We start from the raw sequence: 21,036 nt of genomic DNA on the forward strand, positions 1-21,036 counted from the left end.
GCGGCCGCATCGGATCGCGGAGGCCACTTACCTGGCATCGTGAAAGATGATGCCGACGGTGTGGCGCATGCCTGAGCGCAGCCGGCTGACGCCGTGGCGCAAATTGACGCGGTAATTGCCTTTCGTTCCCTGCACCGGCCGATTGTGGACGGCGAAGGCAACCGCATCGCCCTGGCGCAGCGGCACCACTTCGACCCGGCTCTGCATGCGCGGCCGCTGCTCGGTCAGCGCGAATTCGCCGCCGGTGAAATCCTTGCCCGGCTCGGAGAGCAGGATCGCCACCTGCAGCGGGAAGGCGAGGTCGCCATAGAGGTCCTGGTGCAGGCAGTTGAAGTCGCCGGGGACATATTGCAGCAGCAGGGGCGTCGGCCGTGTCTGGCCGGCGGCGTGGCATTGTTCGAGAAACTCGGCATGCGCCGCGGGGTAGCGCATGGCGAGGCCCATGCGTTCGTTCCACCGGTTGGCGACCTCGGCCAGCCTGGGATAGAGCGCGCTGCGCAGGCCGCCGAGCAGGTCCGGCAAGGGATAGCGGAAATAGCGGTACTCGCCCTTGCCGAAGCCGTGCCTGGCCATATGGATGTGGCTGCGGAAATGTTCTTCCTCGGGATAGAGGCCGGCGATCCGCCGGCATTCCTGTGGCGACAGCAACTTTTCCATCACCGCGCAGCCGAAGCCGTCGAGTTCGGCGCTCAATGCCGGCCAGTCGTAACCGGCGACGCGTGTTTCCGCTGCCTCGACGACGGATGCGGCAACCTCGGTGTGGGTGTTCATATGGTGGCCTCCTTGTCGAGCAGAGCGCGCTTGCGTTCGGCCCCCCAGCGGTAGCCGGCCAGCGTGCCGTCGGTGCGCAGGACACGGTGGCACGGAATGCCAAGCGCGATCGCGTTGGCGGCGCAAGCCGTCGCCACGGCGCGGGCGCCGTCCGGCTGGCCGAGACGCCGGGCAAGTGCCGTGTAGGTGATGGTGGCGCCGCACGGGATGGCGCGCAGCACGTCCCACACACGCTGCTGGAACGGCGTGCCGTGGCGCATGTCGAGCGGCAGGTCGAGACCGACGCCGGGCGTTTCGATGAAGCGCGCTATCGCGGCGAGATCGTCGTTCAAGGTAGCCTCGTCCTCGACCAGCATCCTGTCGGGGAAACGGTTGGCGAGGTCCAGCTCCAGCGCGTCGGCGTCGGAGCCGATCAGGATGGCGCAGACGCCGATATGGCTGCGGGCCGCCAGGATTTTGCCGATCTCGGATTCGCCGATCGCATAGGCAATGGTGTCGAGGGCGGCAGCGTAGGGGGCAGCCGTCTTCCCACTGGTTTGCATGAGGTTCATTGTCTTCACTCCTTTGTCTGTGCCTGAACCCTAGCCAGGTGCCGGCCGGCCCTCACTCCGGTGCTTGCTTTCAAATTCAAATCTCAGAATCTGGGGTCTGAATGGCGCAAAGTAGCTGCTCTATGGCGCTGATTCTGAACCGTTCGCACTTCACGCGATACGAGTGACGGAGACCTCGCCGAGCAGGAACACTTCGCCGGTCAACAGCCGCAGCTCGATCTCGCCGGTCGCGGTGCGGTTCCACTCGGCTTTGCCGTCATCGACAAGCGCGCCGATGGTGGCCATCACCAGGGACTTCGCGTTGGAGGCGCGCCGGCTGCCGGCGGCTTGGGTCTGGCTCGTCGCATCGGCGCTGCTCTCGGGAGACCTTGCCATCGCGCCCATTGCCGCCAGGTCCTCCTGCTCTCAGGCCGGTGAGGAGCGGTATGCGTCATCGGGTGCCTTCACCGATCCGCCGGGCGCGGCCTCGCGGTCGAGCAGCGCGCGCTTGCGCTCCGCTCCCCAGGCGTAGCCCGACAGCGCGCCGTCCTTGCGGATCACCCGGTGGCAGGGAATGGCCACGGCAAGATTGTTGGCGGCGCAAGCGGCGGCAATGGCGCGGGTCGCCTTGGGCGACCCGATGCGCTGCGCGATCTCGGCATAGGAGACTGTCCGGCCGGCCGGGATATCCTGCAAGGCTTGCCAGACACGCTGCTGGAACGCGGTGCCGCGCACGTCAAACGGCAGGTCGAGACCGAGCGCCGGCGCCTCGACGAAACCGACGACGCGAGCGACCAGCGCTTCATAGTCGCGGTCGCCGCCGATCAGCAGCGCCTTGGGGAAACGGTCCTGCAAGTCGCGCACCAGCGCGTCGGGATCGTCGCCGAGCAGGATCGAGGCGACGCCCTTCTGGCTCGACGCGACCAGGATGGCGCCGAGCGAGGATTCGCCGACGGCGAAGCGGATCTCCTCGTTGGCGCCGCCTGCGCGATAGCGTGTCGGCGTCATGCCGAGCATGCCGGTCGATTTCTCGTAAAAACGCCCGCTCGAATTGAAGCCGGCATCGTAGATCGCCGTTGTCACGCTGGCGCCATCTTCCAGGCCCTGGCGGACCCGGGCGGCGCGGTGGGCGGCGGCATAGTCCTTCGGCGTCAGCCCGGTGACGGCCTTGAAGATGCGATGGAAATAGCCGGCGCTACGGCCGGCGGCGTCGGCCAGTTCGCCGAGCGACGGTTCTTCCTCGCTCTGTTCAATGAAGCGGCAGGCATCGGCGACCATCGCGGCGTTGCCGGCCTCGAGCGAAGGGCCATCCGGATTGCAGCGCCGGCACGGGCGAAAGCCGGTCGCCCTGGCCTGATCCAGCGTGTCGTGCAGCTGGACATTCTTCGGGTTGGCGCGCCGCGACGGGCAGGAGGGCCGGCAATAGACGCCGGTCGTCGCCACCGAATACCAGAATTGTCCGTCGGCCGATTTGTCGCGCGCGACGATGCGCGCCCAGCGCGGATCGTCGGCAACCGGCAGCGGCGTGGCTTTCAGGTCTCTTGCCAGGGTGATGAACATGGCCGCATTGAAGCCGCCAGAAGCCGGCCTCGCCACCCGTTTCCTGACAAGTGTCAGGGTGGGCAAGCTTCCGGCCCCCTATCCTCAAGCCCTCGGCTCTCCTACGCCGCGCGCTTGGGCTCGATCGCGAACGGGCTGAGGCCGAGCCAGGTCTGCATCTTCTTGCCGATAGCCTGGTCGCCGGTCAGGGAAACCTTCGCTCCGGCCTTCTCGACCGTAAGCAAGCCCATCCAGATCGCCGTCATCGTGTGCAGGTCGGTCGAGACGTACAGGTCGACATCGAAGCCCGGATCGTACCAGCACAGATCGACCTCGCCGTGCTTTTCGACGATCAGCCACCACGACCGTTTGGACGCCGGTAGATCCTGATACAGAAATTGTATCACCGTGCGCCCCTCGGGTAGCGGCGAGGGGTTCAAGTTGCGCCGCATGTCCCACATCAGCAGCGACGGATCGAGGTTCTTGAGCGACAGCCGGGACTCGACCCATTTCTGCCCCCAGAAGCCCATCGCCTCGACGACCGGGCGCAAATCCCGGCCGGCCTCGGTCAGCCGATACTCGGAGATGCCTTTCTCGCCCGGCACTTCCTTGCGCTCGATGATCCCCGCCAGTTCGAGCTCCTTCAGCCGTTGCGACAGAAGGGTGGGCGACATTTTTGGCACGCCGCGGCGCAGGTCGTTGAAGCGGGTCGAGCCCGCCACCAGCTCGCGCAGCAGGACCATCGTCCAGCGTGTGCACAGCACCTCGGCGGCCATCGATAGCGGGCAGAACTGTTTGTATCCGTGCTGGGCCATGATTTGTGGTCCTCCCTCGAAGCTGGGCCGAACATTAGCCCTTCATGATTGAGGCGGCGAGTACAGAAACTGTACCAGCCCAGTACAGATCGCGGACTGGTTGGCGCGGGCCCTGCCATGCGAGCCCTTTGGCCGGTTGCACGGGATACCCCTGTGCGCCGCAACCAGGAGACCACCATGACCACTTACGTTATCGCAGACATCAAGATAAACCACCCGCAGTGGGTGCCGGCCTATGCCGCCTCGGTGCACGACCTCGTCCACAAGCACGGCGGCAAATATCTGTCGCGCAGCGGCAATGTGAAGACGCTTGAAGGCAAGCCGCTCGACACCACGCTGATCGCCCTGATGGCATTCCCGTCGGAAGCGGCGGCGCGCGCCTTCACCAACGATCCTGCCTATGCGCCTTTCGTTTCGGCCCGTCAGGATGGCAGCGACAGCCGTTTCCAGATGATCGACAACACCGATCTGGCCGGAACGATCCCGTATCTGCCGAAGGGATGATCGGCATTCGTCGCCTCGGGATATCCAAGCAACAACAGCCACGGCGCTTGCCTGCCGGGCCTCCGTATTTTCGGCGGCCGGCCCGCTGTGCTTTTTCAAGAAGAATGGAATGAACATGATAACAAACTTTCGCAACAGGCTTCTCATGGCGGGGGCCATGCTGGCCGTCTGCACCACCTTCGCTCAGGCGCATCAGGAAGCAGTTGCGCCCGCGGCCGGCTCCAGTCCGCTGGCCGACAAGGTGCGTGCCGCCAACAGCCGGTTTCTCGACGTCAAGGCCGCGACGGCCGAGGGCTATGCGCCCATTCCCTGCGCCAGCGGCATCACCGGCGGCGCCATGGGCATCCACTACGTCAACGGCCAGTATCTTAAGGACGACAAGATCGACATCGCCCGCCCCGAAGCGGTGATGTACGAGCCGATGGCCGATGGTACGCTGCAGTTGGTGGCGGTCGAATACATCACCTCGAAGGGGCCGGCGTCGCTGGACGGACAACTGTTCAACTTCAACAGCGCGCCCAACCGTTACGGCCTGGGTGAATTCTACGAACTGCATGTCTGGGCCTGGAAGGGCAACCCGACCGGTACCTTTGCCGACATGAACCCGAAAGTGTCGTGCGAACACACGATGGCGCCGAGCCAGTAGCCGGCAAGGCCAGGCGGCCAATGCCGTCTGGCCACTCTTCCACAGCCAACGGCGTCAGCTGAGCTCGCTCACCGCGGCGCCGGGGTCGGGAAGGGCCAATCCCGCGTCGGTGGCGCCCCGGCTCGCTTGCGGCAAAACGAAACGCCCGGTCAGGTACCAGAGCAACGACACGACAAGGATCGAGAGGTAGCCATCCACGGCATAGTGCCAGCCGGCGTAAACCGAGCCGAACAGGATGAGCGCCGCGAAGGACCAGCCGGCCATGGCCCACCGGCGTCCGAAACCGGTCAGGAACAATGCGTTGAGCGTGACGAAGGCGACATGCATGCTTGGCATCGCCGAGATGCCGGTGCCCAGTTCCGGGCGGCCACTTTCGTAGGTTGCAAGCAGGTAGTTGGCATAGGCATGGACCGGCATGGCGTGGCCGTTCTGCGCCAGGGCGATTTGCAGCCCGGCAAACCGGTCACCGCCGTAGAGCTGGTCGTAGAATATCGGGCCAGCGGACGATAGCAGGGTGGCCAGAACGGTACCGCACAGGATCGTGGTCAGCGCGAACGCCCATAGATAGCGCAGGCGCCTGGCCGGGCTGTTCCAGAAGGCGACGAAGAGCAAGGTGCCGAACCATTGGGCGAACCAGCCAAACCCATAGCTGGCAAAAATTATGGCCGAGACCGGTTCGGACACGACGCCGTGCGCCCACGCCCAGGGATCCGTGCCATGCAGCCGAAGATCAAGCCCGGCCAGGACCCGGTCGGCATAGAATGGCACGACGTCGGGGATGGCGACCTTCAAGGTGGTGAAGGCGGTGATGCCGAGAAAGAACAAGACGATGACCGGCGCGGCGCCCAGCCAACGCTGCGTGAGCATGTCGAGCATGAACCTTGTTGGAGCATGCCGGGCAAATATCAGCGCCGCCACGCCAAGGCCAGCCGCCAGCAGCGAGGGCAAGAAGAAGACGAACGGCTCGGCATAGGACTGCGCCAGATGCAGGTAGCGATGCGGCTGCAGACAAAGAGCGGCCACGGCATAGGTCAGACACAGAGCAACCAGCAGCCAACCGCCCCTGGTTGCCGCCACGTCAAGATCAAGAATGGAGGCTGAGCGGCCATTGCCACCCCGCTGCTCGCCATACGCACTCATCGAAGGACATCCCGCCAGCTGTCCAGAAGACTGTTATGGGTATTTCACAGGCAATGTATTACCATCTGGTTACACTTGGAGTTTTGTTAAATTTCTAATATTTTTAGTCGATAATATTTTGTTTGACACTAACGAACCGTTGATGAAGAGGTTGCGTGGCAACGCAACAGCAACATTCGTGGCCGCCGCGATTTTCAACTGTAGAGCGGCCTTGTCATCGGGCTTCGACCGCGATTGAAAGTGGGCCATCGCCTGGACGGCGATGGCCCCGCAATCACGCGGCCTTGATCAGGCCGAGCTGGGTGAGGGCGGCAACGCCGTCGTCGAGGCCGATCTCCTCGACGATCCGGCCGTCGACAAGCTTCAGCACGGTGGTGCCGGTGAAGCGCATGGTGCGGCCGGTGGCGGCGGGCAGCGAGCCGACGAGGAAATCGCTGAACGCCGGGCCGGTATGCGTGCCGCCACCTTCCCACTGGCCGACGACATGGTCGCCCTCGGCGATGAGGTCGGCGGTGGCCCAGAAGTTGAGGTCCGGGAAGGCGGCGCGAAAGTCGGTCATGAAGGCCTTGATGTCGTCGCGGCCACGGCGCGGCTCATGCAGCGAGTATTTCAGCAGCATGTCGGGCGCGGCGATATCGTCGACCACCGACAGGTCGCAGGTTTCACCCCAGAAGTCGGTGAACCATCTGACGACGACGGCCTTGTTGTCTTCCTGTTTGGTCATTGGGAGGTCCTCTTGTTGCTGTCAGGGATCGCCGGCTGGCCGGCGACCCCGGGATCAACGGCTGGCCGGCGACCCCGGGATCACCGGACTTGCCGGCGACCTCGGGCATCACTAGGACGATCCAGTGGCCGCAAAACTCCGGTTCTTGCCGGCCAATCGAAAGGCGAACGATGAGGATGGTGGAGGAGAGGCCGGGTCTGCCGTCCGTCCGCGACCAAGTAACGCTTTCTTCTCTGGTTTTGCTGCAGATTGCCGCTTGATGGAGGTGAGCGAAACAGAAGATGACGGGTCAGGACAAGAAAAATCGCAATGGGGCCTTCTGGGCGAAGGCGCTGGAACGCGCCCATCTCGGCGTCTGGGACTGGGATCTTCGGACCGGAGAATGCTTCTATTCCGCGACCTGGGCGCGGATGCTGGGCTATGATGAAAGCGAACTTGCCAACACCAGCGACCTGTGGCTGCAGCTGACCCATCCCGATGATCGCGAGCGGGCGCTGGCCAGCGGCGACCGTCACATCGCCGGACAGACCGACGCCATCGAGACCGAACTGCGGCTCCGGCACAAAGCCGGCCACTGGGTGTGGGTGCTCGATCGCGGTGGCATCGTCGAGCGCGACGCGTCCGGGAAACCCGTCAGGCTGATGGGCGTGCAGACCGACATCTCCAAGCAGAAAGCCGCCGAAGCCGAGCTCGAGCAGGTCAATGTGCGCTTCCGCCTGGCGCTCGCCGCCAGTGGCACCGGCATCTGGCATCACGACCTAGACACCAACAAAAGCTATTGGGACCAGCGCACGCGCGACATCTTCGGGCTGGTCTCCGATACCGACGAGGTGACCGACGACCTCTGGCATACGTTCCTGCATCCCGAGGACAAGGCGGCGACCGAGCAGGCGCATCTGGCACCGATCGGCACGCAGGACGTCGTCGCCGTGCAATACCGCATCATCAAGCGCGACGGCGAGGTCCGCCATGTCGAATCGCTGGTGCGGTTCATCGCCGACACGCAGTCGGCGGGCCAGATCCTCGGCACCGTGCGCGACATTACCGAGGAAAAACTGCGCGAGATGGAGCTTGCCTATGCGGCCCGTCATGATGCGCTGACCGGCCTGTGGAACCGCTCCGCCTTCGATCGGCTGCTCGCCGACCATATCGCGGCGGGTGCGCCGCTGGCGGTGTTCTATGTCGATCTCGACTACTTCAAGGCGCTCAACGACTTTGCCGGCCACGCGGCCGGCGACCAGGCGTTGAAGAGCGTTGCCGCCGGCATCCGCGCCAGCCTGCCGCGGGCGGCGCACGCGGCACGGCTGGGCGGCGACGAATTCGCGCTGCTGGTGCCGCATTGCGATGCCTCGCAGGCCGAGCGGATCGCAACCGCCGTGCTCGGCGCGGTGCGTGAGGCCGACCTTGGCACGGCCGCGTCGGCGCGCAAGCTGGCGGCCTCGATCGGCATCGCCTTCATCGACGACGCCACCACCACGGTCGCCGACGCACTGGCTTGCGCCGACGACGCCTGCTACGCGGCGAAGGCTGCCGGGCGCAATCGTTTCGCGGTGTTCTCCGCGACGGTGGAATCGGGGTCCGGCGGGCTCAACGCGGCGCGCGTCGCCGCCGACACGGTCGACGCCATGGAAGACGGACGGCTGAAACTGTTCGGCCAGGAAATCCATCTGCTCGGCAGGCCCTGGCAAGAGAGCCGCCATGTCGAAGTGCTGGCCAGGCTCGTCGGGCGCAACGGGCGGCTGGTGCCGCCGGGCGAGTTCATTCCAGTTGCCGAGCGGTTCGGCATCGCCTCCAGGCTCGACCGCTGGATCATCCGCACCGTTTTGTCGCGGCATGGCGCGGCCCTGCGCTCGGGTGCGCTGACGCTCGGCTTCAACCTGTCGGCGCAGACGCTGAGCGATCCGCAGCTCTGGGAGTTCGTAGACAGCGTCATCGACGAGACCGGCGCGCCGCATTCGGCCATCGGCTTCGAGATCACCGAGACCGCCGCCGTCACCAATTTCGACGCCGCCGAGCAGTTCGTGCGCAAGGCGCGCGAGCGCCGCTGCCGGGTCAGCCTCGACGATTTCGGCGCCGGCATGAGTTCGTTCGAATATCTCCGGCGCTTTCCTGTCGACACGATCAAGATCGATGGCTCTTTCATCCAGCACATCACGGAAAGTCGCTTCGACCGTGAGATCGTGCTGGCCATCACCAGCATCGCTCGCAGCCTCGGCTGCAATGTGGTGGGCGAAAAGATCGAACGGCACGACACACTGACGATGCTGAGCGACATGGGCGTCGCCTTCGGCCAGGGATTTTTGCTGCACCGGCCGGAGCCTCTGGAGCAGATTGTCGCGCGCGCGACTGGGGTGGCGACGGCCCGCAAGGCCTCGTGACCCGCGGCGTGTCGAGGTTCAGGTGAGGCCGGCCTCACCTGAACACGTTTCAGCCGGCTTGCCGCGCCGGCGATAGCGGAAACTCCAGCACACCGGCCTTGGGTCGCATGTGCTGGGCTTCCGTCACCGTTTCGATCAACAGATCGAGGGTGTCACATGCCGCGCGGCTCGTTTCGTCGTCGCCACGCAGATAGTAATAGGCTCGTTCGAGGTGGACACGGGCTGCCGAAAAATCGCTGGTCAAGGGTCCCTCCATGATCCCGCCCTAATATAGGTTGCCGGACGGGGCGGAACGCGAGGTAAATATCCACAGGCGGCTTTTATTCAAATGCCGCCAAATCTTGCCAGGCCTGTCAGGAGTCGCGCCACCCAACTCTTTGCCGTGCCTTGCCGCGCGGCTAGAGTGCGGTCACTCTTGACCGAGGCGAGATCAATGATTGTCCAGGCCTGCATCAACGGCGCGCGCTCGCGTGATTTCCACCCGAGGCTGCCGCTCGACGCACAGGCGATGGCCATCGACGCGGCGGCCTGCGTCGCCGCCGGAGCGGCAGAACTGCACATCCATCCGCGCGGCGCCGATGGGCACGAAAGCCTGGCGGCTGTCGATGCGACGGTCCTCGCCGTGCGCCAGGCCTGCCAGGGCACGCTCATCGGCGTGTCGACCGGCGCCTGGATCGAGAACGATGCCGAGCGGACCCGCGCCGCGATCGCGGGCTGGCGGGAACTGCCCGACTACGCCTCGGTCAATCTGTCGGAGGCCGACGCGCCCGGGGTGATGGAGCTGCTGCGGCAGCGCGGCGTCGGGATCGAGGCCGGGCTCGCTACCGTTGCCGATACCGAGCGTTTCGTTGGCGTTGCCGGCCGCGACCGGGTGCTGCGCATCCTGATCGAGATCGACATCCAGGACCTGCCGGCCGCGCTGGACGAGGCGCATGGCATCGCCGCCGTGCTCGAACGCGCCGGGGTGCGGCGGCCGATCCTGCTGCATGGCGTCGACGCCACGGTCTGGCGGTTCGTCGAGCTTGCGCACCGCAAGCGTTGGTCGACGCGCGTCGGGCTGGAGGACGGCAAGACGCTGGCCGATGGCGGGACGGCGAGAGACAATGCGGCAATCGTCGAGGCCGCCGCGGCGATTTTTCGCGGCGCGCCGGCGGGCTGATTGGTGGTCTGCTTCAGTTGTGCCCGCTGGCTGGTGCTGTCCAGGTGTGCAAAATGTGTTTTTGGATCTTGCCGGATGCGGTGCGGGGCAGGACATCCGTGATCAGGAATTCCTTCGGCACTTTGTAGCGGGCGATGCGGGCGCCGCAATGGCTGGCCAGCGCCGCCGGATCGGCAACACGACCTGGCTTCAGCACGACGAAGGCGCGCCCGACTTCACCCCAGCGCCGATCGGCGACACCTATCACGGCTGCCTCGGCGATGTCGGGATGGTCGAGCAGCACCATCTCGATTTCGACCGGATAGACGTTCTCGCCACCGGAAATGAACATGTCCTTGCGGCGGTCGACAAGGGTGACGAAGCCTTCGTCGTCCCGCCGCGCGATATCGCCGGTGCGGAACCAGCCATCGGCAGTGAAGGCGGAGGCCGTCTCTTCCGGCCGGTTCCAGTAGCCTGATGTGATGGAGGGACCGGACAGCCATATCTCGCCTGGCTCGCCGGCGGCGACGTCGCGGCCATCCTCGTCGACGATGCGCAGGCCGATCGTTGGCGCCGGCAGGCCGGCCGAGCCCGCCTTGCGGGCGATCCGGTCGGCCTCGACCGGCATGCCAAGCACCGTGCCTGCTTCCGTCATGCCGAAGCCGTCGACCATGCACACGCCCTGTTCCAGCCACCAGTTGATATTGGCGGCCGGATTTGGCGCGCCGCCGGTGAAGATGGCGGTGAGCGATGTCCAGCGCGCCGGCGCAAAGTCCGGATGTTCACGCAGCATCCTGGCCATCTGCGGGACACAGAAATAGTGGGTGACGCCAACGGTCGGATCGGCGAGGCGACGGTTGGTGAGACCGGCATCGAAGCCGGGTGAGATCAGCACCGTGCCGCCCTGCAGCAGCGGCGGACGCAGGCTGGTGATGAGGCCGATGACATGAAACATCGGCGCGTCGCAGAGAAAGATGCTGGCATTGGCGACCCGTCCCAGCACGCCGAAATTGACCGCGGTCGCCAACGCATTGCCTTCCGTGACGATGACGCCCTTTGGCCGGCCCGACGTGCCCGATGTGTAGAGGATGATCGACGGCGCGTCGCCTGCCGGTAAGGGGCGGCGCGGCGCCGGTGCCCGCGCCGCGACCGCTTCAGCGAAGGCCGGGACTCCGATTGGCATGCAGCCCCTGGGCAACGCCATTTCGGGCGCGGCGTCATGCAGCAGCAATACCGGATCGCAGTCCTCGAGGATCGCCCGCTGTTCCGCACTGGCGAGCCGCCAGTTGAGCGGCACGAAGATGGCGCCGAGCCGCATGGCGGCCTGTTGCAGGATCAGGAGATCGGCGCTGTTGCGGGCAAGCGTGGCGATCCGTTGCCCCGGTTCGATGCCGTGGCCGGTTTCAAGGACGCCGACGGCGCGCTGGATGGCTGTATCTAGCGCCGCATAGGTCCATTTTCGGCCCGATGCCAGGTCGACGCAGGCGACACGATCCGGCTGCGTCCGGGCGTGCAGGGCCACGGGATCTGGCGTCGTCCAGGCCGGCATTTCGCATCTCCTCCCAGATTGCGGCGATGGGTTTATCGTGGCGTCATCTGGCCTTGTCGTAAGCGCCGAGGCCCGGCTTGTAGCTCTTTTCGTCGATGAACTGGCGGATGCCTTCCTTGCGGCCCGAATTGTCATGGAAATTGGCCGCCTCCTGCGCCCGCACCAGATAATCCTCGGCATTGTCGTAGGTCATCTCGGCGACGCGACGGATGGCATCCTTGGTCGCCTTGAGCGCAATCGGGTTCTTCTTCAGCAAGATGTTCGCAACCTCGGTGACGCGCGCCTTCAGGTCGGCCAGAGGCAGGCTTTCATTGACCAGCTTCCAAGCGGCGGCCTTCCTGCCGTCGATGAGTTCGCCGGTCAGCGCGTGGTACATGGCATCGCGCATCGACAGCAGGTCGACAACCACCTTGGTGGCGCCGCCGCCCGGCAGGATGCCCCAGTTGATCTCGGACAGGGCGAACTGCGCCTCGTCGGCGGCGAAGGCGAGGTCGCAGGCGAAGAGTGGGCCATAGCCGCCGCCGAAACACCAGCCATTGACCATGGCGATGGTCGGCTTGCCGTACCAGCGCAGGCGCCGCCACCAGCCATAGGCTTCGGACTGCGCCTTGCGGACGGCGCCGAGCCCCTTGGCTTCGGTCTCGCGGAAATACTCCTTCAGGTCCATGCCCGCCGACCAGGCGCTGCCTTCGCCCGACAGTACGAGCACGCCGACATCGTCACGGAATTCCAGCTCGTCGAGAACCTCCATCATGCGCCGGTTGAGCGCCGGGTTCATGCAATTGCGCTTGTCCGGCCGGTTGAAGCGCACCCAGGCGATGCCATTCTCGACATCGAAGGCAACGGTCTCTTCGGTCATGGTCAGCGTCCTCCCGTTTCGCATCGACATTGATGAAAATCGCTATGTAACATAGCTATCACGATTGCTATGTCGCATAGTCTTTTTCGCTTGACAAGAGGAGGCGATCGCGGTGATCGATTATACCATGGATGACACAGAGGTTCACGCCAGTACAGCCGCGCGGGGTGCGATGGCCGAGGACGCGCTCGACGCGCAGATCGGTTACAATCTGAGGCGCGCCTCGGCCTTCGCCTTGAATGATTTCGCGGTCGAGCTGGCCGATGCGGCGCTGCGCCCGGTCACTTATGGCATGCTGGCGCTGATCGACGAGAGGCCCGGCATCCGCGCCGCCGAACTGTGCCGCCTGCTCGGCATGAAGAGCGCCAACATGGCGCCGCTGCTGGCCGAGCTCGAGGAGCGTGGGCTGGTCGAGCGCGACGACCATGCCGAGGACAAGCGCGTACGGGTGCTGACCCTGACGCCGGCCGCGAGGGAGGCTATGCCCAGATGGCGGCAACAGGTTCGCCGGCACGAGGACCGGTTCCTGCATCGGCTGACGAAAAAGGATCGGGCAACGCTGCTGCGCATGCTGCGCCTGATCTGGACGGACGAAGACTGAGGAGCTGCCGCATCGCCTTCGATGTCGCTTGAGGAACGATTGAAATGGGGGCACGGTGCGGAGATCGTCCGCCGCTGCGTTCAGGAGTTCTCGCATGTCGCTATCTGGTACCGCAACCCGCTACGGAAGCCTCGCCCAGGCGCTTCACTGGCTGACGGCCTTGCTCGTGCTCATCGCCTTCCTGGTCTCGGAAGGTGGTCCCGCCACGCGCGTCTATTCAACCGCCAACGCCTCGACGCTGCTGCTTCACGAGTCGCTCGGCTTCGCCGTTTTCTGGTTGCTGGTCATCCGCCTGATCTGGCGTTTGTTCGACCGCATTCCGGACGCTCCTCCCATGCCCGGGTGGATGGACCTCGCCTCGAGGGCAACACACTGGGCGCTCTATGCGCTCCTGTTCGCGGTTCCGGCGACCGCTATGCTCGGCGCATGGTTTGGCGGCCACCCGGTGACGGTCTACGGCCTCGGAGCGATCGGCCCGTTTTCCGGCACATGGGGCACGTCGCTGGCGGAGATCCATGGCACGCTCGGCGACATCATCCTGTGGCTCGCAGGCTTGCACGCCGCGGCCGCCATCTACCACCACGTCATCCTTCGCGATCGCGTGCTGAGCCAGATGGTGCCGGGCCTGGCCAACCCCTCGTCCGGGCTGGGGCGGCAAGCGCGGCCCTGATGCCCGCCCCGGAATGTCGAGAAGTGCCGGAACCGGGTGTTCCCGCACCTCTATCTCTTCGTCCTGACCCAATTCCGGACGAAAAACCGCTCACGGTCTTTCGTGGATAGCCCTAGACCTGAGCCACGACTACGTGTGCCTGAATCTTGGCGGCAACCTCGCCGCTGCCATGTCTGTCCGCAATCGCGGAGGCGGCATAGTCGGTTGCAGCTTCCAGCTTTCCCGGGTCCCTGGCCTCGATTTCGCTTCGAAGAACAGTTCCCTGGCAGTAAGCAACGGCCGGAAGGCGCGGCGAGGAGGCACGGCTTTGTTCGGCCCTCGTTTCGATCACCACACGGGAGAAACCCGCGTCTTCCAGATCGCTGCGGATCAGTGCCGTATCGTGGTAGCCGTGCGGCGTGCGTGCCAGAAAGCGCGGCGGATCGTCCGGAAACATCCTTGCGAGAGCATTTGTCACATCGTCGGCAAAGACATTCTCCTCGATGCGATCCCACACGTTGAACAAGAAATGTCCTCCGGGCTTCAGGACTCGCTTTGCCTCGCGGTAGGCGGATGTGCGGTTGGGGAAGAACATCGCGCCGAACTGACAACAAACAAGATCGAAGGCCGCATCTTCAAACGGCAGCGCCATGGCGTCCGCCTGGCGCCATTCGATGCGACTGTCGGGCGCTTGTCGCGAAGCGGCGTAGTCGAGCATCGGCTGGTTGAGGTCGGTCACGACATAGGTTGCGCCAGGGGACAGTCGTGGCGCCAGTGCGCGGGTGACAACCCCGGTGCCCGCGGCGATTTCCAGGACGGCGCCGGGCGACAAGGACGCTGCTCGTTGTGCAAGATCCGCGGCGAACGGCTCGAAAATCAACGGCACCATATAGCGGTCGTAGTTTTCCGGAATCGAGCCAGCAAAAACCTTGTCCGCTTCCAACATCGCTATCTCCCGCCGTTGGTTCGATGGCTCGCGAGATTAACATATAAATATTGCCCTGGGTCGCTTTCGACCGAAAGGCATCCAACAGCATATGTGGGCCATGTCGGCTTAACTCCGCGTAAGTGTCCGGGAGAAGCATGCCTACGCGATCGCCAATGGGAAGCCGGACGCCTTGCCGCCGATCCAGCCGGAGCATGATCCCGATAGCGGGTGCCGGTCTTCGGAAAAGCTCAAACAGGCAGAGAGCGGGGGCTCACGACAAAGGCTGTTTCTCTCCCGCATCGAGCAGCCATTGCCGCACGGCCCGCGTCGGCTCGGGATGGCGCTGTCTTCTCGGCACCACGAGTTGGAAATCCTGCGTGCCGCGCATTTCGCCGCTCACCGGCTGGATCAGCCGGCCGGCGGCGAGATCGGCGGCGACGAGAAAGCGGCTGGCCAGCGCGATGCCCTGGCCGGCGATGGCGGCGTCGATGGCCAGGCTCGTCTGGTTGAAGCGCATGCGCTTCAGTTCGGTCGTCATCTTCAGGCCGACCACCTTTTCCATGAATTCCGGCCACAGATTGTGCGCGTCGTGCAGCAGGACATGATGCTGGATCTCGGCCGCCGCGATCTCGACGGCGCCGTGCGGAAGCAGGGCCGGGCTGCAGACGGCGATGATCTGCTGCGCGAACAACAGGTCGACGATCAGGCCGGCGCCGAAGGGAGGGCGACCTTGCCGCACCGCGATGTCGACGCCATCGGCTTGAAAACTCGACAGGCTTTCGCTGGCCAGGACACGCAGGTCGACCAGCGGATTGTGCGCCATGAAGTCCTGCAGCCTGGGGATCAGCCATTTGGTGGCGAAGCTCGGCGTCACGCTGATCGTCAGTCGCGCCGGCTCGGGGCGCAACAGCAGCGTCGCCTCCGAGATCAGGTCGAAGGCGCGGCGGATGTTGGGCACATAGGCGCGGCCCTCGTCGGTCAGCGCCAGGCCGCGCGGCAGCCGCTCGAACAGTTTTGTGCCGAGATCGGCCTCCAGCCCGCGAATGTGCTGGGCCACCGCGCCTTGCGTGACGTTCAATTCCTCGGCGGCGATGCGGAAGTTGAGATGGCGCGCCGAGGCCTCGAAGGCGCGCAGCGCATTCAGTGGCGGCAGGCTCAGGAAGGCTTCGGGCATGCAGGAGCTTTTCTACAGGCTGATTTCAGGCATTCTGGTTCGAACCGGGCGAGAAAACCAGCTATATCACCGCCCGGATCCCGAAAACACTGCTTGCAGAGTCCTGCCAACCCCGAGAGGAAAATCCAATGAGTGTAGAAAAAGTGGCTGTTGTGGTGGCTGGCGGCAGCGGCATGGGGGCGGCGGCGGCGAAGCGCCTGGCGGCGGACGGCTTCAAGATTGCCATCCTGTCCTCGTCGGGCAAGGGCGAGGCGCTGGCCAAGGAGTTGGGCGGGCTCGGCGTCACCGGCTCCAACCAGTCGAACGACGATCTGCAGCGTCTCGTCGACCTGACGCTCGAGCGCTTTGGCCGCATCGACGTGCTGGTCAACAGCGGCGGCCACGGGCCGCGCGCGCCGATCCTCGAAATTACCGACGAGCAATGGCACACCGGCCTCGATGTCTATCTGATGAACGTCATCCGGCCGGTGCGCATCGTGGCACCCCACATGGTCAAGCAGAAGGGCGGCGCCATCATCAACATCTCGACGGCCTGGGTGGTCGAGCCCAGCCCGATGTTCCCGACCTCGGCGGTGTTCCGCGCCGGGCTTGCCGCCTACACCAAGATATTCGCCAACACCTATGCCGCCGACAATGTGCGCATGAACAACGTGCTGCCCGGCTGGATCGACAGCCTGCCCGCCACCGAGGAGCGCCGCGACAGCGTGCCGATGCAGCGCTACGGCACGAGCGAGGAGATCGCCGCGACCATCGCCTTCCTGGCGTCGGAAGGCGCCGGCTACATCACCGGCCAGAACATTCGTGTCGACGGGGGCATCATCCGCGCTATTTGATGGCAAGCCAATGACAGGCGCCGCATGTCGGCGAGCACTGACATCAAGTAGTGGTCGTACCTGGTCAATCGGCAGTCGGCCATTGCGTGACATGCTTCGAACCGTCATCCTCGACTCATGATGAGGAGGGGCCATGTCCGACACGTTTCTGCGCCTGGTGCCGAATGAACCGCACTGGCATCCCGACGAGACGGCTGCCACGGCGGCCGTGAAGGTTGCACGCGGTTTGTTCCCGATGGCCGGCCATGTCGCCGTCGAATATGAGGAAGGCGTGACGTTCTTCGACGCCGGAGCCAACACGGAAAGCGTTCATTGCCCGTTCTGCGCCAGCGATCTGGAAGATTGGTGGGGTGAAGCGATGAATGAAGCCGCGGCGTCCCGCTTCGAAGATCTGTCCGTCACCATGCCATGCTGCCACAGGAATACCTCGCTGAACGACCTGCGGTATGTCTGGCCGGCGGCGTTCGGCGTCTGCGCTCTTACGGTCGTCAGCCCTGGGGTGACCTCCGTTGCCAGTGAGCAATTGCGGGCGATCGAGCAAGCCTTGGGCTCGCCGTTGAAGGTGATCTGGCAGCACCTTTGAGACGGCGAATTCCGATATCCTCAGGGAGCAACACATGCGGCTTTTGATACTCGGCACCGGCTGGATGGCGCAGGAACATGCCCGCCGCTTCAGCGCCATCGAGGGCGTCGACATCGTCGGTGCCGTCGATGTCGATGCGGCGCGCGTCGGCGAATTCGCCGACAGCTTCAAGATTCCCAACCGCTTCACCTCGCTGGAGGCGGCGCTGGAATGGGGTGCCTTCGACGCGGTGGCCAATGTCACGCCGGACCGCATCCATCACCCGACCACCATGGCGCTGATCGCCGCCGGCAAGCCGGTGCTGTGCGAAAAGCCGCTGGCCGAGAATTTCGGCAAGGCCACCGAGATGGCCGACGCCGCCGAGGCCGCCGGCATCGTCAATATGGTGAACCTCACCTATCGCAACGTCGCGGCGCTGCAGAAGGCCCGCCAGATGGTGCAGGTGGGCGAAATCGGCACGGTCCGGCATGTCGAGGCCTCCTACCTGCAGAGCTGGCTGGTGTCGAAATTCTGGGGCGACTGGCGCAGCGATCCGAAATGGCTCTGGCGGCTGTCGCGCGGCCACGGTTCGAACGGCGTGCTCGGCGATGTCGGCATCCATATCCTCGATTTCGCCAGCTACGGTGCCGCTCTCGACATCGATCACGTCTTCTGCCGGCTGCGCGCCTTCGACAAGGCGCCCGGCAACCGCATCGGCGAATACGGGCTCGACGCCAATGACAGCTTCGCCATGACGCTGGATTTTTCCAACGGTGCCTTCGGCGTGGTGCATGCCAGCCGCTGGGCGACCGGCCATCTCAACGAACTTCGCCTGCGCATCTATGGCGACAAAGGCGGCATCGAGGTGGTGCACAATCTCGACGGTTCGGTGCTCAAGGCTTGCGTCGGCGAGAATGTCGAGAACGCCAAATGGGAAGTGCTCGACGCCGGCACGGTGGCGACCAACTACCAGCGTTTCGTCGAGGCGGTGAAGAGCGGCGTCCAGGCCGAGCCGTCCTTCCGCCATGCCGCCGGGCTGCAGAAGGTGCTGGACCTGGCGGTGGTGTCGGATGAGAAGCGCGCCGAGCTGAGGGCCAACGCGGATACGCAGTAGCTCCTTTCCTCGCCCTCGCCAGAGGCGGGGGAGAGGTGGCCGCGAAGCGGACGGAGAGGGGGCTTTCGTAGGGCGCGGCCCCTCTCCGTCTCGGCTTCGCCGAGCCACCTCTCCCCCACTTCGTGGGGGAGAGGAACCAGCTCCCGTGCAGCGCCGCGCAATTCTTTCAATCATTTCTTGAAACGGGGGCCGGTCGTTTCATGATTTGATGACGCTTGCCAATATGGGAGGCGTCATTGACCGACTTCATCGGACTGCCGAAGGCCGAAGTGCATATCCACGTCGAGGGCTGCTTCGAGGCCGACGATGTGATCAGGAACTGCGAGGAGGCCGGCATTCCGCTGCGTGCGCCGCGCGACAGGCTCTTCGAAGCCCATGACCTCAAGAGCTTCCTCGAGATGCTCGACTGGTTGTGCGGCACATTCCGGACGCGCGAGCAACTCGCCACCACGGCCTACAAGTTCGCGCAGCGCATGGGCCGAAGCGGCGTGCGTTACGCCGACGTCATCGTCAACCCGACGCACTGGCCGCATTGGCACAAGAACATCCCCCGGATGATCGACGCATTCGATGCGGGTTTCGCGGCCGCCGAGCAGGACGGACACCCGCCGGTCGGACTTTGCGTCAGCCTGCTTCGCACCCAGTCGGCGGCGGAAGCGATCGAACTGGTGGAGTTGCTGAGCGCGATCAGGCACAAGCGCGTCGTTGCCCTGTCGATCGACGGCAACGAAGCGGCTGCCGGCCGCACCGGACCGCGCTTCGCCGAGGCGTTTCGCCGTGCCGGCGCGGCGGGCCTGCGGCGCACCGTCCATGCGGGCGAGTCGAGCGGCCCGGAAGGTGTTCGCGACGCGATCGAGCTGCTGGCCGCCGACCGTATCGACCACGGCGTGCGGTCGATCGAGGACCCGGAGCTCGTCGACTTGCTGGCGCGCAAGCGGATTCCCCTGGGCGTCTGTCCGATCTCCAATTTGGCGCTCGGCGTCTATCCGTCGCTTGCCGAACATCCGCTCGACGCCCTTCGCAAGGCCGGTGTCCTCGTCTCGATCAACACCGATGATCCGTCGCTGCTCGACACCACGCTCGAAGCCTCCTATGCCGCCTGCGCCGAGGCCTTCGCCTGGGACAGCGAAACCATCCGCCAGCTCGCCGCGACATCCGTGCATGCGAGCTACGCCGACCCAGCGTTGAAGGCGCGGATCCTGGCCGATCTGGCGGTCTGGCGGAGTTAGGGGGCCGCTACCGGTTCCTGGCCATTCCGGCAGGAAGGTCCTTGCGGTTCTTCCAGCCCAACCGGCAAGGATTCAATTCGCCGGTACCGGCTCGGCCTGCTGGTCCGCGTCCGTCAGCGTCTGCAGGAACGCGACGATGGCATCGATCTCGGGGTCGGTCAGTGCAGGCTTGTCGCTGGGCTTCCCGCCGAAGGGCGGATCCTGGTTGAGATTGGGCCAGTAAGCCTTTGGCAGATCGTCATATTCGCGCACCGTGCCATCGGCGTTTTTCGGGTACCAGCGGCCGGGATCGCTGTCGCGGCTGGCATAGAAGGCGACCGCGTCGCGCAGCGTGTGGAAGTATCCGTTGTGGAAGAAGCTCTTTCTCAGCGCGACGTTGCGCAGCGTCGGCGTCTTGAACAGGCCGCAATAGTCCGCCCGGCCGAGGAAGTCGGTGCGCAGCGGTCCGCACAGGCCAAGATCGAAATAAGCGGGGTCGGCATTGGCCGATATGGCCGGGTTGCGCGGCACGGCGACGGCGATCAGGCCATAGTCGGTGAACTGCGGCGGTTCGCCGTCATTGGCGGGTTCGCTCAGATGGCAGCTGGCGCAATTGCCCTTGGTCTCGTCCTCGAACAGCGCGCGGCCGCGCAGTTCCTGCGCCGTGAGCGTCGCCTTGCCGGCGAGGAAGGCGTCGTAGCGGCTGGAGTAGGGATAGAAGTCGGCGGCACTCTGCTCGAAGGTGCCCAGCGCCTCGGCGGCGGCGTCGAAGGCGTCGTCCGGGTGGTCGAACACGTCGTCGCCGAAAGCAGCCTTGAATGCATCGGCATAGGCGGCCCTGCGCAGGGCAACGGTGACGGCGGCGGCGTCCTTGTTGGCCATCTCGAATGGCGACAGCAGCGGGATCTTGGCCTGATCCTTGCCGCGGTCGACGCGGCCGTCCCAGGTCAGGCCGCCGGTCGGGCCGTTGTCGACGCTCTCGTCGCCTTCGTCCTCGGAATCATGGAAATGCTCGGTGAAGGCAGGCACCGCCTGCAGGTAGCGAAGCGAAGGCACGGCGCGCAACCCCGGCCGGTCGAGACGCGGCCCGCCCATCTCGACCGGTGCCGCCGAGGCCGGGCCGAAGGCATGATGCGGGTCATGGCAGGACGAGCAGGCCTGTTTGCCCGAGGCAGACAGTGACGGATCGAAGAACATTTTACGGCCAAGCGCCGTCAGGGCCTGCGCCCTGGCGAAGGCATCGGCCCGCGACATCGGCCCGGGATGGACGCTGCCGGTCCCGGCGCGGCCAATGCTTGCCGACAAAATCGCGGCGCTGCCGAGCATCGATGCGGCGATGATGATCCTCTTCCATTGTCCTGCCGCCATGTCGTC

At 65.1% G+C, this 21,036-nt stretch carries 23 protein-coding genes; 10 read left to right on the forward strand and 13 right to left on the reverse strand.

What is annotated here, in order from left to right; all coding sequences use genetic code 11:
- Nucleotides 1-27 precede the first annotated feature (27 nt).
- From AC56QP_RS29400 to AC56QP_RS29420, 5 genes are all read right to left on the reverse strand, one after another.
- On the reverse strand, nucleotides 28-771 hold the full coding sequence (locus AC56QP_RS29400) for a 2OG-Fe(II) oxygenase (RefSeq protein WP_489862297.1): 744 nt from the start codon (nucleotides 769-771) through the stop codon (nucleotides 28-30).
- Entirely contained in the window at nucleotides 768-1,322 is a 555-nt protein-coding gene (locus AC56QP_RS29405) for a methylated-DNA--[protein]-cysteine S-methyltransferase (RefSeq protein ID WP_489862296.1), read from the reverse strand. The genes AC56QP_RS29400 and AC56QP_RS29405 overlap by 4 nt, the downstream gene beginning before the upstream one ends.
- 150 nt (nucleotides 1,323-1,472) lie before the next feature.
- Nucleotides 1,473-1,706, reverse strand: a complete 234-nt coding sequence (locus AC56QP_RS29410) for a hypothetical protein (protein ID WP_489862295.1) — start codon at nucleotides 1,704-1,706, stop codon at nucleotides 1,473-1,475.
- Nucleotides 1,707-1,727: 21 nt separating this feature from the next.
- Entirely contained in the window at nucleotides 1,728-2,861 is a 1,134-nt protein-coding gene (ada, locus tag AC56QP_RS29415; protein ID WP_489863488.1) for a bifunctional DNA-binding transcriptional regulator/O6-methylguanine-DNA methyltransferase Ada, read from the reverse strand.
- Between the two features lie 101 nt (nucleotides 2,862-2,962).
- The gene (locus AC56QP_RS29420) at nucleotides 2,963-3,655 is read right to left on the reverse strand and encodes a winged helix-turn-helix transcriptional regulator (RefSeq protein WP_091581431.1); all 693 of its coding nucleotides are present in this window, start codon (nucleotides 3,653-3,655) and stop codon (nucleotides 2,963-2,965) included.
- A gap of 177 nt (nucleotides 3,656-3,832) precedes the next feature.
- On the opposite strand from AC56QP_RS29420, the gene AC56QP_RS29425 reads away from it, so the two are divergent.
- Complete coding sequence (locus AC56QP_RS29425) at nucleotides 3,833-4,159, forward strand: DUF1330 domain-containing protein (protein WP_489862294.1); 327 nt, start codon at nucleotides 3,833-3,835, stop codon at nucleotides 4,157-4,159.
- A 109-nt stretch (nucleotides 4,160-4,268) separates the two neighbouring features.
- Complete coding sequence (locus AC56QP_RS29430) at nucleotides 4,269-4,805, forward strand: hypothetical protein (protein WP_489862293.1); 537 nt, start codon at nucleotides 4,269-4,271, stop codon at nucleotides 4,803-4,805.
- A 54-nt stretch (nucleotides 4,806-4,859) separates the two neighbouring features.
- Here the strand turns inward: AC56QP_RS29430 and AC56QP_RS29435 are convergent, their stop codons facing one another.
- Nucleotides 4,860-5,945 carry a phosphatase PAP2 family protein gene (locus AC56QP_RS29435; RefSeq protein WP_489862292.1) on the reverse strand — a complete coding sequence of 362 codons (1,086 nt, stop codon included), beginning with the start codon at nucleotides 5,943-5,945 and terminating at the stop codon, nucleotides 4,860-4,862.
- 274 nt (nucleotides 5,946-6,219) lie between these two features.
- Entirely contained in the window at nucleotides 6,220-6,669 is a 450-nt protein-coding gene (locus AC56QP_RS29440) for an ester cyclase (RefSeq protein ID WP_091581423.1), read from the reverse strand.
- Between the two features lie 281 nt (nucleotides 6,670-6,950).
- Here AC56QP_RS29440 and AC56QP_RS29445 point away from each other — a divergent pair, with 281 nt between their 5' ends.
- Entirely contained in the window at nucleotides 6,951-9,047 is a 2,097-nt protein-coding gene (locus AC56QP_RS29445) for an EAL domain-containing protein (protein WP_489862291.1), read from the forward strand.
- A 49-nt stretch (nucleotides 9,048-9,096) separates the two neighbouring features.
- Here AC56QP_RS29445 and AC56QP_RS29450 read toward each other — a convergent pair whose 3' ends face one another.
- Nucleotides 9,097-9,291, reverse strand: coding sequence for a hypothetical protein (locus AC56QP_RS29450; RefSeq protein WP_489862290.1), 195 nt, complete (start codon nucleotides 9,289-9,291; stop codon nucleotides 9,097-9,099).
- Between the two features lie 189 nt (nucleotides 9,292-9,480).
- On the opposite strand from AC56QP_RS29450, the gene AC56QP_RS29455 reads away from it, so the two are divergent.
- The gene (locus AC56QP_RS29455) at nucleotides 9,481-10,206 is read left to right on the forward strand and encodes a 3-keto-5-aminohexanoate cleavage protein (RefSeq protein WP_489862289.1); all 726 of its coding nucleotides are present in this window, start codon (nucleotides 9,481-9,483) and stop codon (nucleotides 10,204-10,206) included.
- Between the two features lie 13 nt (nucleotides 10,207-10,219).
- Here AC56QP_RS29455 and AC56QP_RS29460 read toward each other — a convergent pair whose 3' ends face one another.
- Together AC56QP_RS29460 and AC56QP_RS29465 are read right to left on the reverse strand one after the other, a co-directional pair.
- Nucleotides 10,220-11,734, reverse strand: coding sequence for an AMP-binding protein (locus tag AC56QP_RS29460; RefSeq protein WP_489862288.1), 1,515 nt, complete (start codon nucleotides 11,732-11,734; stop codon nucleotides 10,220-10,222).
- Nucleotides 11,735-11,777: 43 nt separating this feature from the next.
- On the reverse strand, nucleotides 11,778-12,593 hold the full coding sequence (locus tag AC56QP_RS29465; RefSeq protein ID WP_091581651.1) for a p-hydroxycinnamoyl CoA hydratase/lyase: 816 nt from the start codon (nucleotides 12,591-12,593) through the stop codon (nucleotides 11,778-11,780).
- Between the two features lie 112 nt (nucleotides 12,594-12,705).
- Here AC56QP_RS29465 and AC56QP_RS29470 point away from each other — a divergent pair, with 112 nt between their 5' ends.
- Nucleotides 12,706-13,194, forward strand: coding sequence for a MarR family winged helix-turn-helix transcriptional regulator (locus tag AC56QP_RS29470; protein ID WP_244529728.1), 489 nt, complete (start codon nucleotides 12,706-12,708; stop codon nucleotides 13,192-13,194).
- A 94-nt stretch (nucleotides 13,195-13,288) separates the two neighbouring features.
- On the forward strand, nucleotides 13,289-13,864 hold the full coding sequence (locus tag AC56QP_RS29475; protein ID WP_489862287.1) for a cytochrome b: 576 nt from the start codon (nucleotides 13,289-13,291) through the stop codon (nucleotides 13,862-13,864).
- A 112-nt stretch (nucleotides 13,865-13,976) separates the two neighbouring features.
- Here the strand turns inward: AC56QP_RS29475 and AC56QP_RS29480 are convergent, their stop codons facing one another.
- Together AC56QP_RS29480 and AC56QP_RS29485 are read right to left on the reverse strand one after the other, a co-directional pair.
- Complete coding sequence (locus AC56QP_RS29480) at nucleotides 13,977-14,789, reverse strand: class I SAM-dependent methyltransferase (protein ID WP_489862286.1); 813 nt, start codon at nucleotides 14,787-14,789, stop codon at nucleotides 13,977-13,979.
- Nucleotides 14,790-15,042: 253 nt separating this feature from the next.
- Entirely contained in the window at nucleotides 15,043-15,945 is a 903-nt protein-coding gene (locus AC56QP_RS29485; RefSeq protein WP_489862285.1) for a LysR substrate-binding domain-containing protein, read from the reverse strand.
- Between the two features lie 128 nt (nucleotides 15,946-16,073).
- Between AC56QP_RS29485 and AC56QP_RS29490 the strand changes: the two genes are divergently transcribed.
- The 4 genes from AC56QP_RS29490 (at nucleotide 16,074) to add (ending at nucleotide 19,683) form a co-directional block, all read left to right on the forward strand.
- A complete protein-coding gene (locus AC56QP_RS29490) occupies nucleotides 16,074-16,778 on the forward strand; it encodes an SDR family oxidoreductase (RefSeq protein ID WP_497100947.1) in 705 nt (234 codons plus the stop codon).
- Nucleotides 16,779-16,911: 133 nt separating this feature from the next.
- Nucleotides 16,912-17,361, forward strand: a complete 450-nt coding sequence (locus tag AC56QP_RS29495) for a hypothetical protein (protein WP_489862284.1) — start codon at nucleotides 16,912-16,914, stop codon at nucleotides 17,359-17,361.
- Nucleotides 17,362-17,395: 34 nt separating this feature from the next.
- Nucleotides 17,396-18,454 carry a Gfo/Idh/MocA family protein gene (locus AC56QP_RS29500; protein WP_489862283.1) on the forward strand — a complete coding sequence of 353 codons (1,059 nt, stop codon included), beginning with the start codon at nucleotides 17,396-17,398 and terminating at the stop codon, nucleotides 18,452-18,454.
- Nucleotides 18,455-18,690: 236 nt separating this feature from the next.
- Nucleotides 18,691-19,683: an adenosine deaminase gene (add, locus tag AC56QP_RS29505; RefSeq protein WP_489862282.1), complete on the forward strand. Its 993-nt coding sequence runs from the start codon at nucleotides 18,691-18,693 to the stop codon at nucleotides 19,681-19,683.
- A 72-nt stretch (nucleotides 19,684-19,755) separates the two neighbouring features.
- Here add and AC56QP_RS29510 read toward each other — a convergent pair whose 3' ends face one another.
- Complete coding sequence (locus tag AC56QP_RS29510; RefSeq protein WP_489863487.1) at nucleotides 19,756-20,988, reverse strand: cytochrome-c peroxidase; 1,233 nt, start codon at nucleotides 20,986-20,988, stop codon at nucleotides 19,756-19,758.
- Nucleotides 20,989-21,036: the final 48 nt, after the last annotated feature.

Source organism: Mesorhizobium sp. RCAM 05104, from assembly GCF_059683645.1.

Coding starts and splice junctions, on each gene's coding strand:
- AC56QP_RS29495 (WP_489862284.1), top strand. CDS start 16,912: ATGTCCGACACGTTTCTGCGCCTGGTGCCGAATGAACCGCACTGGCAT.
- AC56QP_RS29500 (WP_489862283.1), top strand. CDS start 17,396: ATGCGGCTTTTGATACTCGGCACCGGCTGGATGGCGCAGGAACATGCC.
- AC56QP_RS29485 (WP_489862285.1), bottom strand. CDS start 15,945: ATGCCCGAAGCCTTCCTGAGCCTGCCGCCACTGAATGCGCTGCGCGCC.
- AC56QP_RS29425 (WP_489862294.1), top strand. CDS start 3,833: ATGACCACTTACGTTATCGCAGACATCAAGATAAACCACCCGCAGTGG.
- AC56QP_RS29455 (WP_489862289.1), top strand. CDS start 9,481: ATGATTGTCCAGGCCTGCATCAACGGCGCGCGCTCGCGTGATTTCCAC.
- AC56QP_RS29490 (WP_497100947.1), top strand. CDS start 16,074: ATGAGTGTAGAAAAAGTGGCTGTTGTGGTGGCTGGCGGCAGCGGCATG.
- AC56QP_RS29420 (WP_091581431.1), bottom strand. CDS start 3,655: ATGGCCCAGCACGGATACAAACAGTTCTGCCCGCTATCGATGGCCGCC.
- AC56QP_RS29400 (WP_489862297.1), bottom strand. CDS start 771: ATGAACACCCACACCGAGGTTGCCGCATCCGTCGTCGAGGCAGCGGAA.
- AC56QP_RS29475 (WP_489862287.1), top strand. CDS start 13,289: ATGTCGCTATCTGGTACCGCAACCCGCTACGGAAGCCTCGCCCAGGCG.
- AC56QP_RS29465 (WP_091581651.1), bottom strand. CDS start 12,593: ATGACCGAAGAGACCGTTGCCTTCGATGTCGAGAATGGCATCGCCTGG.
- AC56QP_RS29480 (WP_489862286.1), bottom strand. CDS start 14,789: ATGTTGGAAGCGGACAAGGTTTTTGCTGGCTCGATTCCGGAAAACTAC.
- AC56QP_RS29445 (WP_489862291.1), top strand. CDS start 6,951: ATGACGGGTCAGGACAAGAAAAATCGCAATGGGGCCTTCTGGGCGAAG.
- AC56QP_RS29510 (WP_489863487.1), bottom strand. CDS start 20,988: ATGCTCGGCAGCGCCGCGATTTTGTCGGCAAGCATTGGCCGCGCCGGG.
- ada (WP_489863488.1), bottom strand. CDS start 2,861: ATGTTCATCACCCTGGCAAGAGACCTGAAAGCCACGCCGCTGCCGGTT.
- AC56QP_RS29410 (WP_489862295.1), bottom strand. CDS start 1,706: ATGGGCGCGATGGCAAGGTCTCCCGAGAGCAGCGCCGATGCGACGAGC.
- AC56QP_RS29460 (WP_489862288.1), bottom strand. CDS start 11,734: ATGCCGGCCTGGACGACGCCAGATCCCGTGGCCCTGCACGCCCGGACG.
- AC56QP_RS29405 (WP_489862296.1), bottom strand. CDS start 1,322: ATGAACCTCATGCAAACCAGTGGGAAGACGGCTGCCCCCTACGCTGCC.
- AC56QP_RS29440 (WP_091581423.1), bottom strand. CDS start 6,669: ATGACCAAACAGGAAGACAACAAGGCCGTCGTCGTCAGATGGTTCACC.
- AC56QP_RS29430 (WP_489862293.1), top strand. CDS start 4,269: ATGAACATGATAACAAACTTTCGCAACAGGCTTCTCATGGCGGGGGCC.
- AC56QP_RS29435 (WP_489862292.1), bottom strand. CDS start 5,945: ATGAGTGCGTATGGCGAGCAGCGGGGTGGCAATGGCCGCTCAGCCTCC.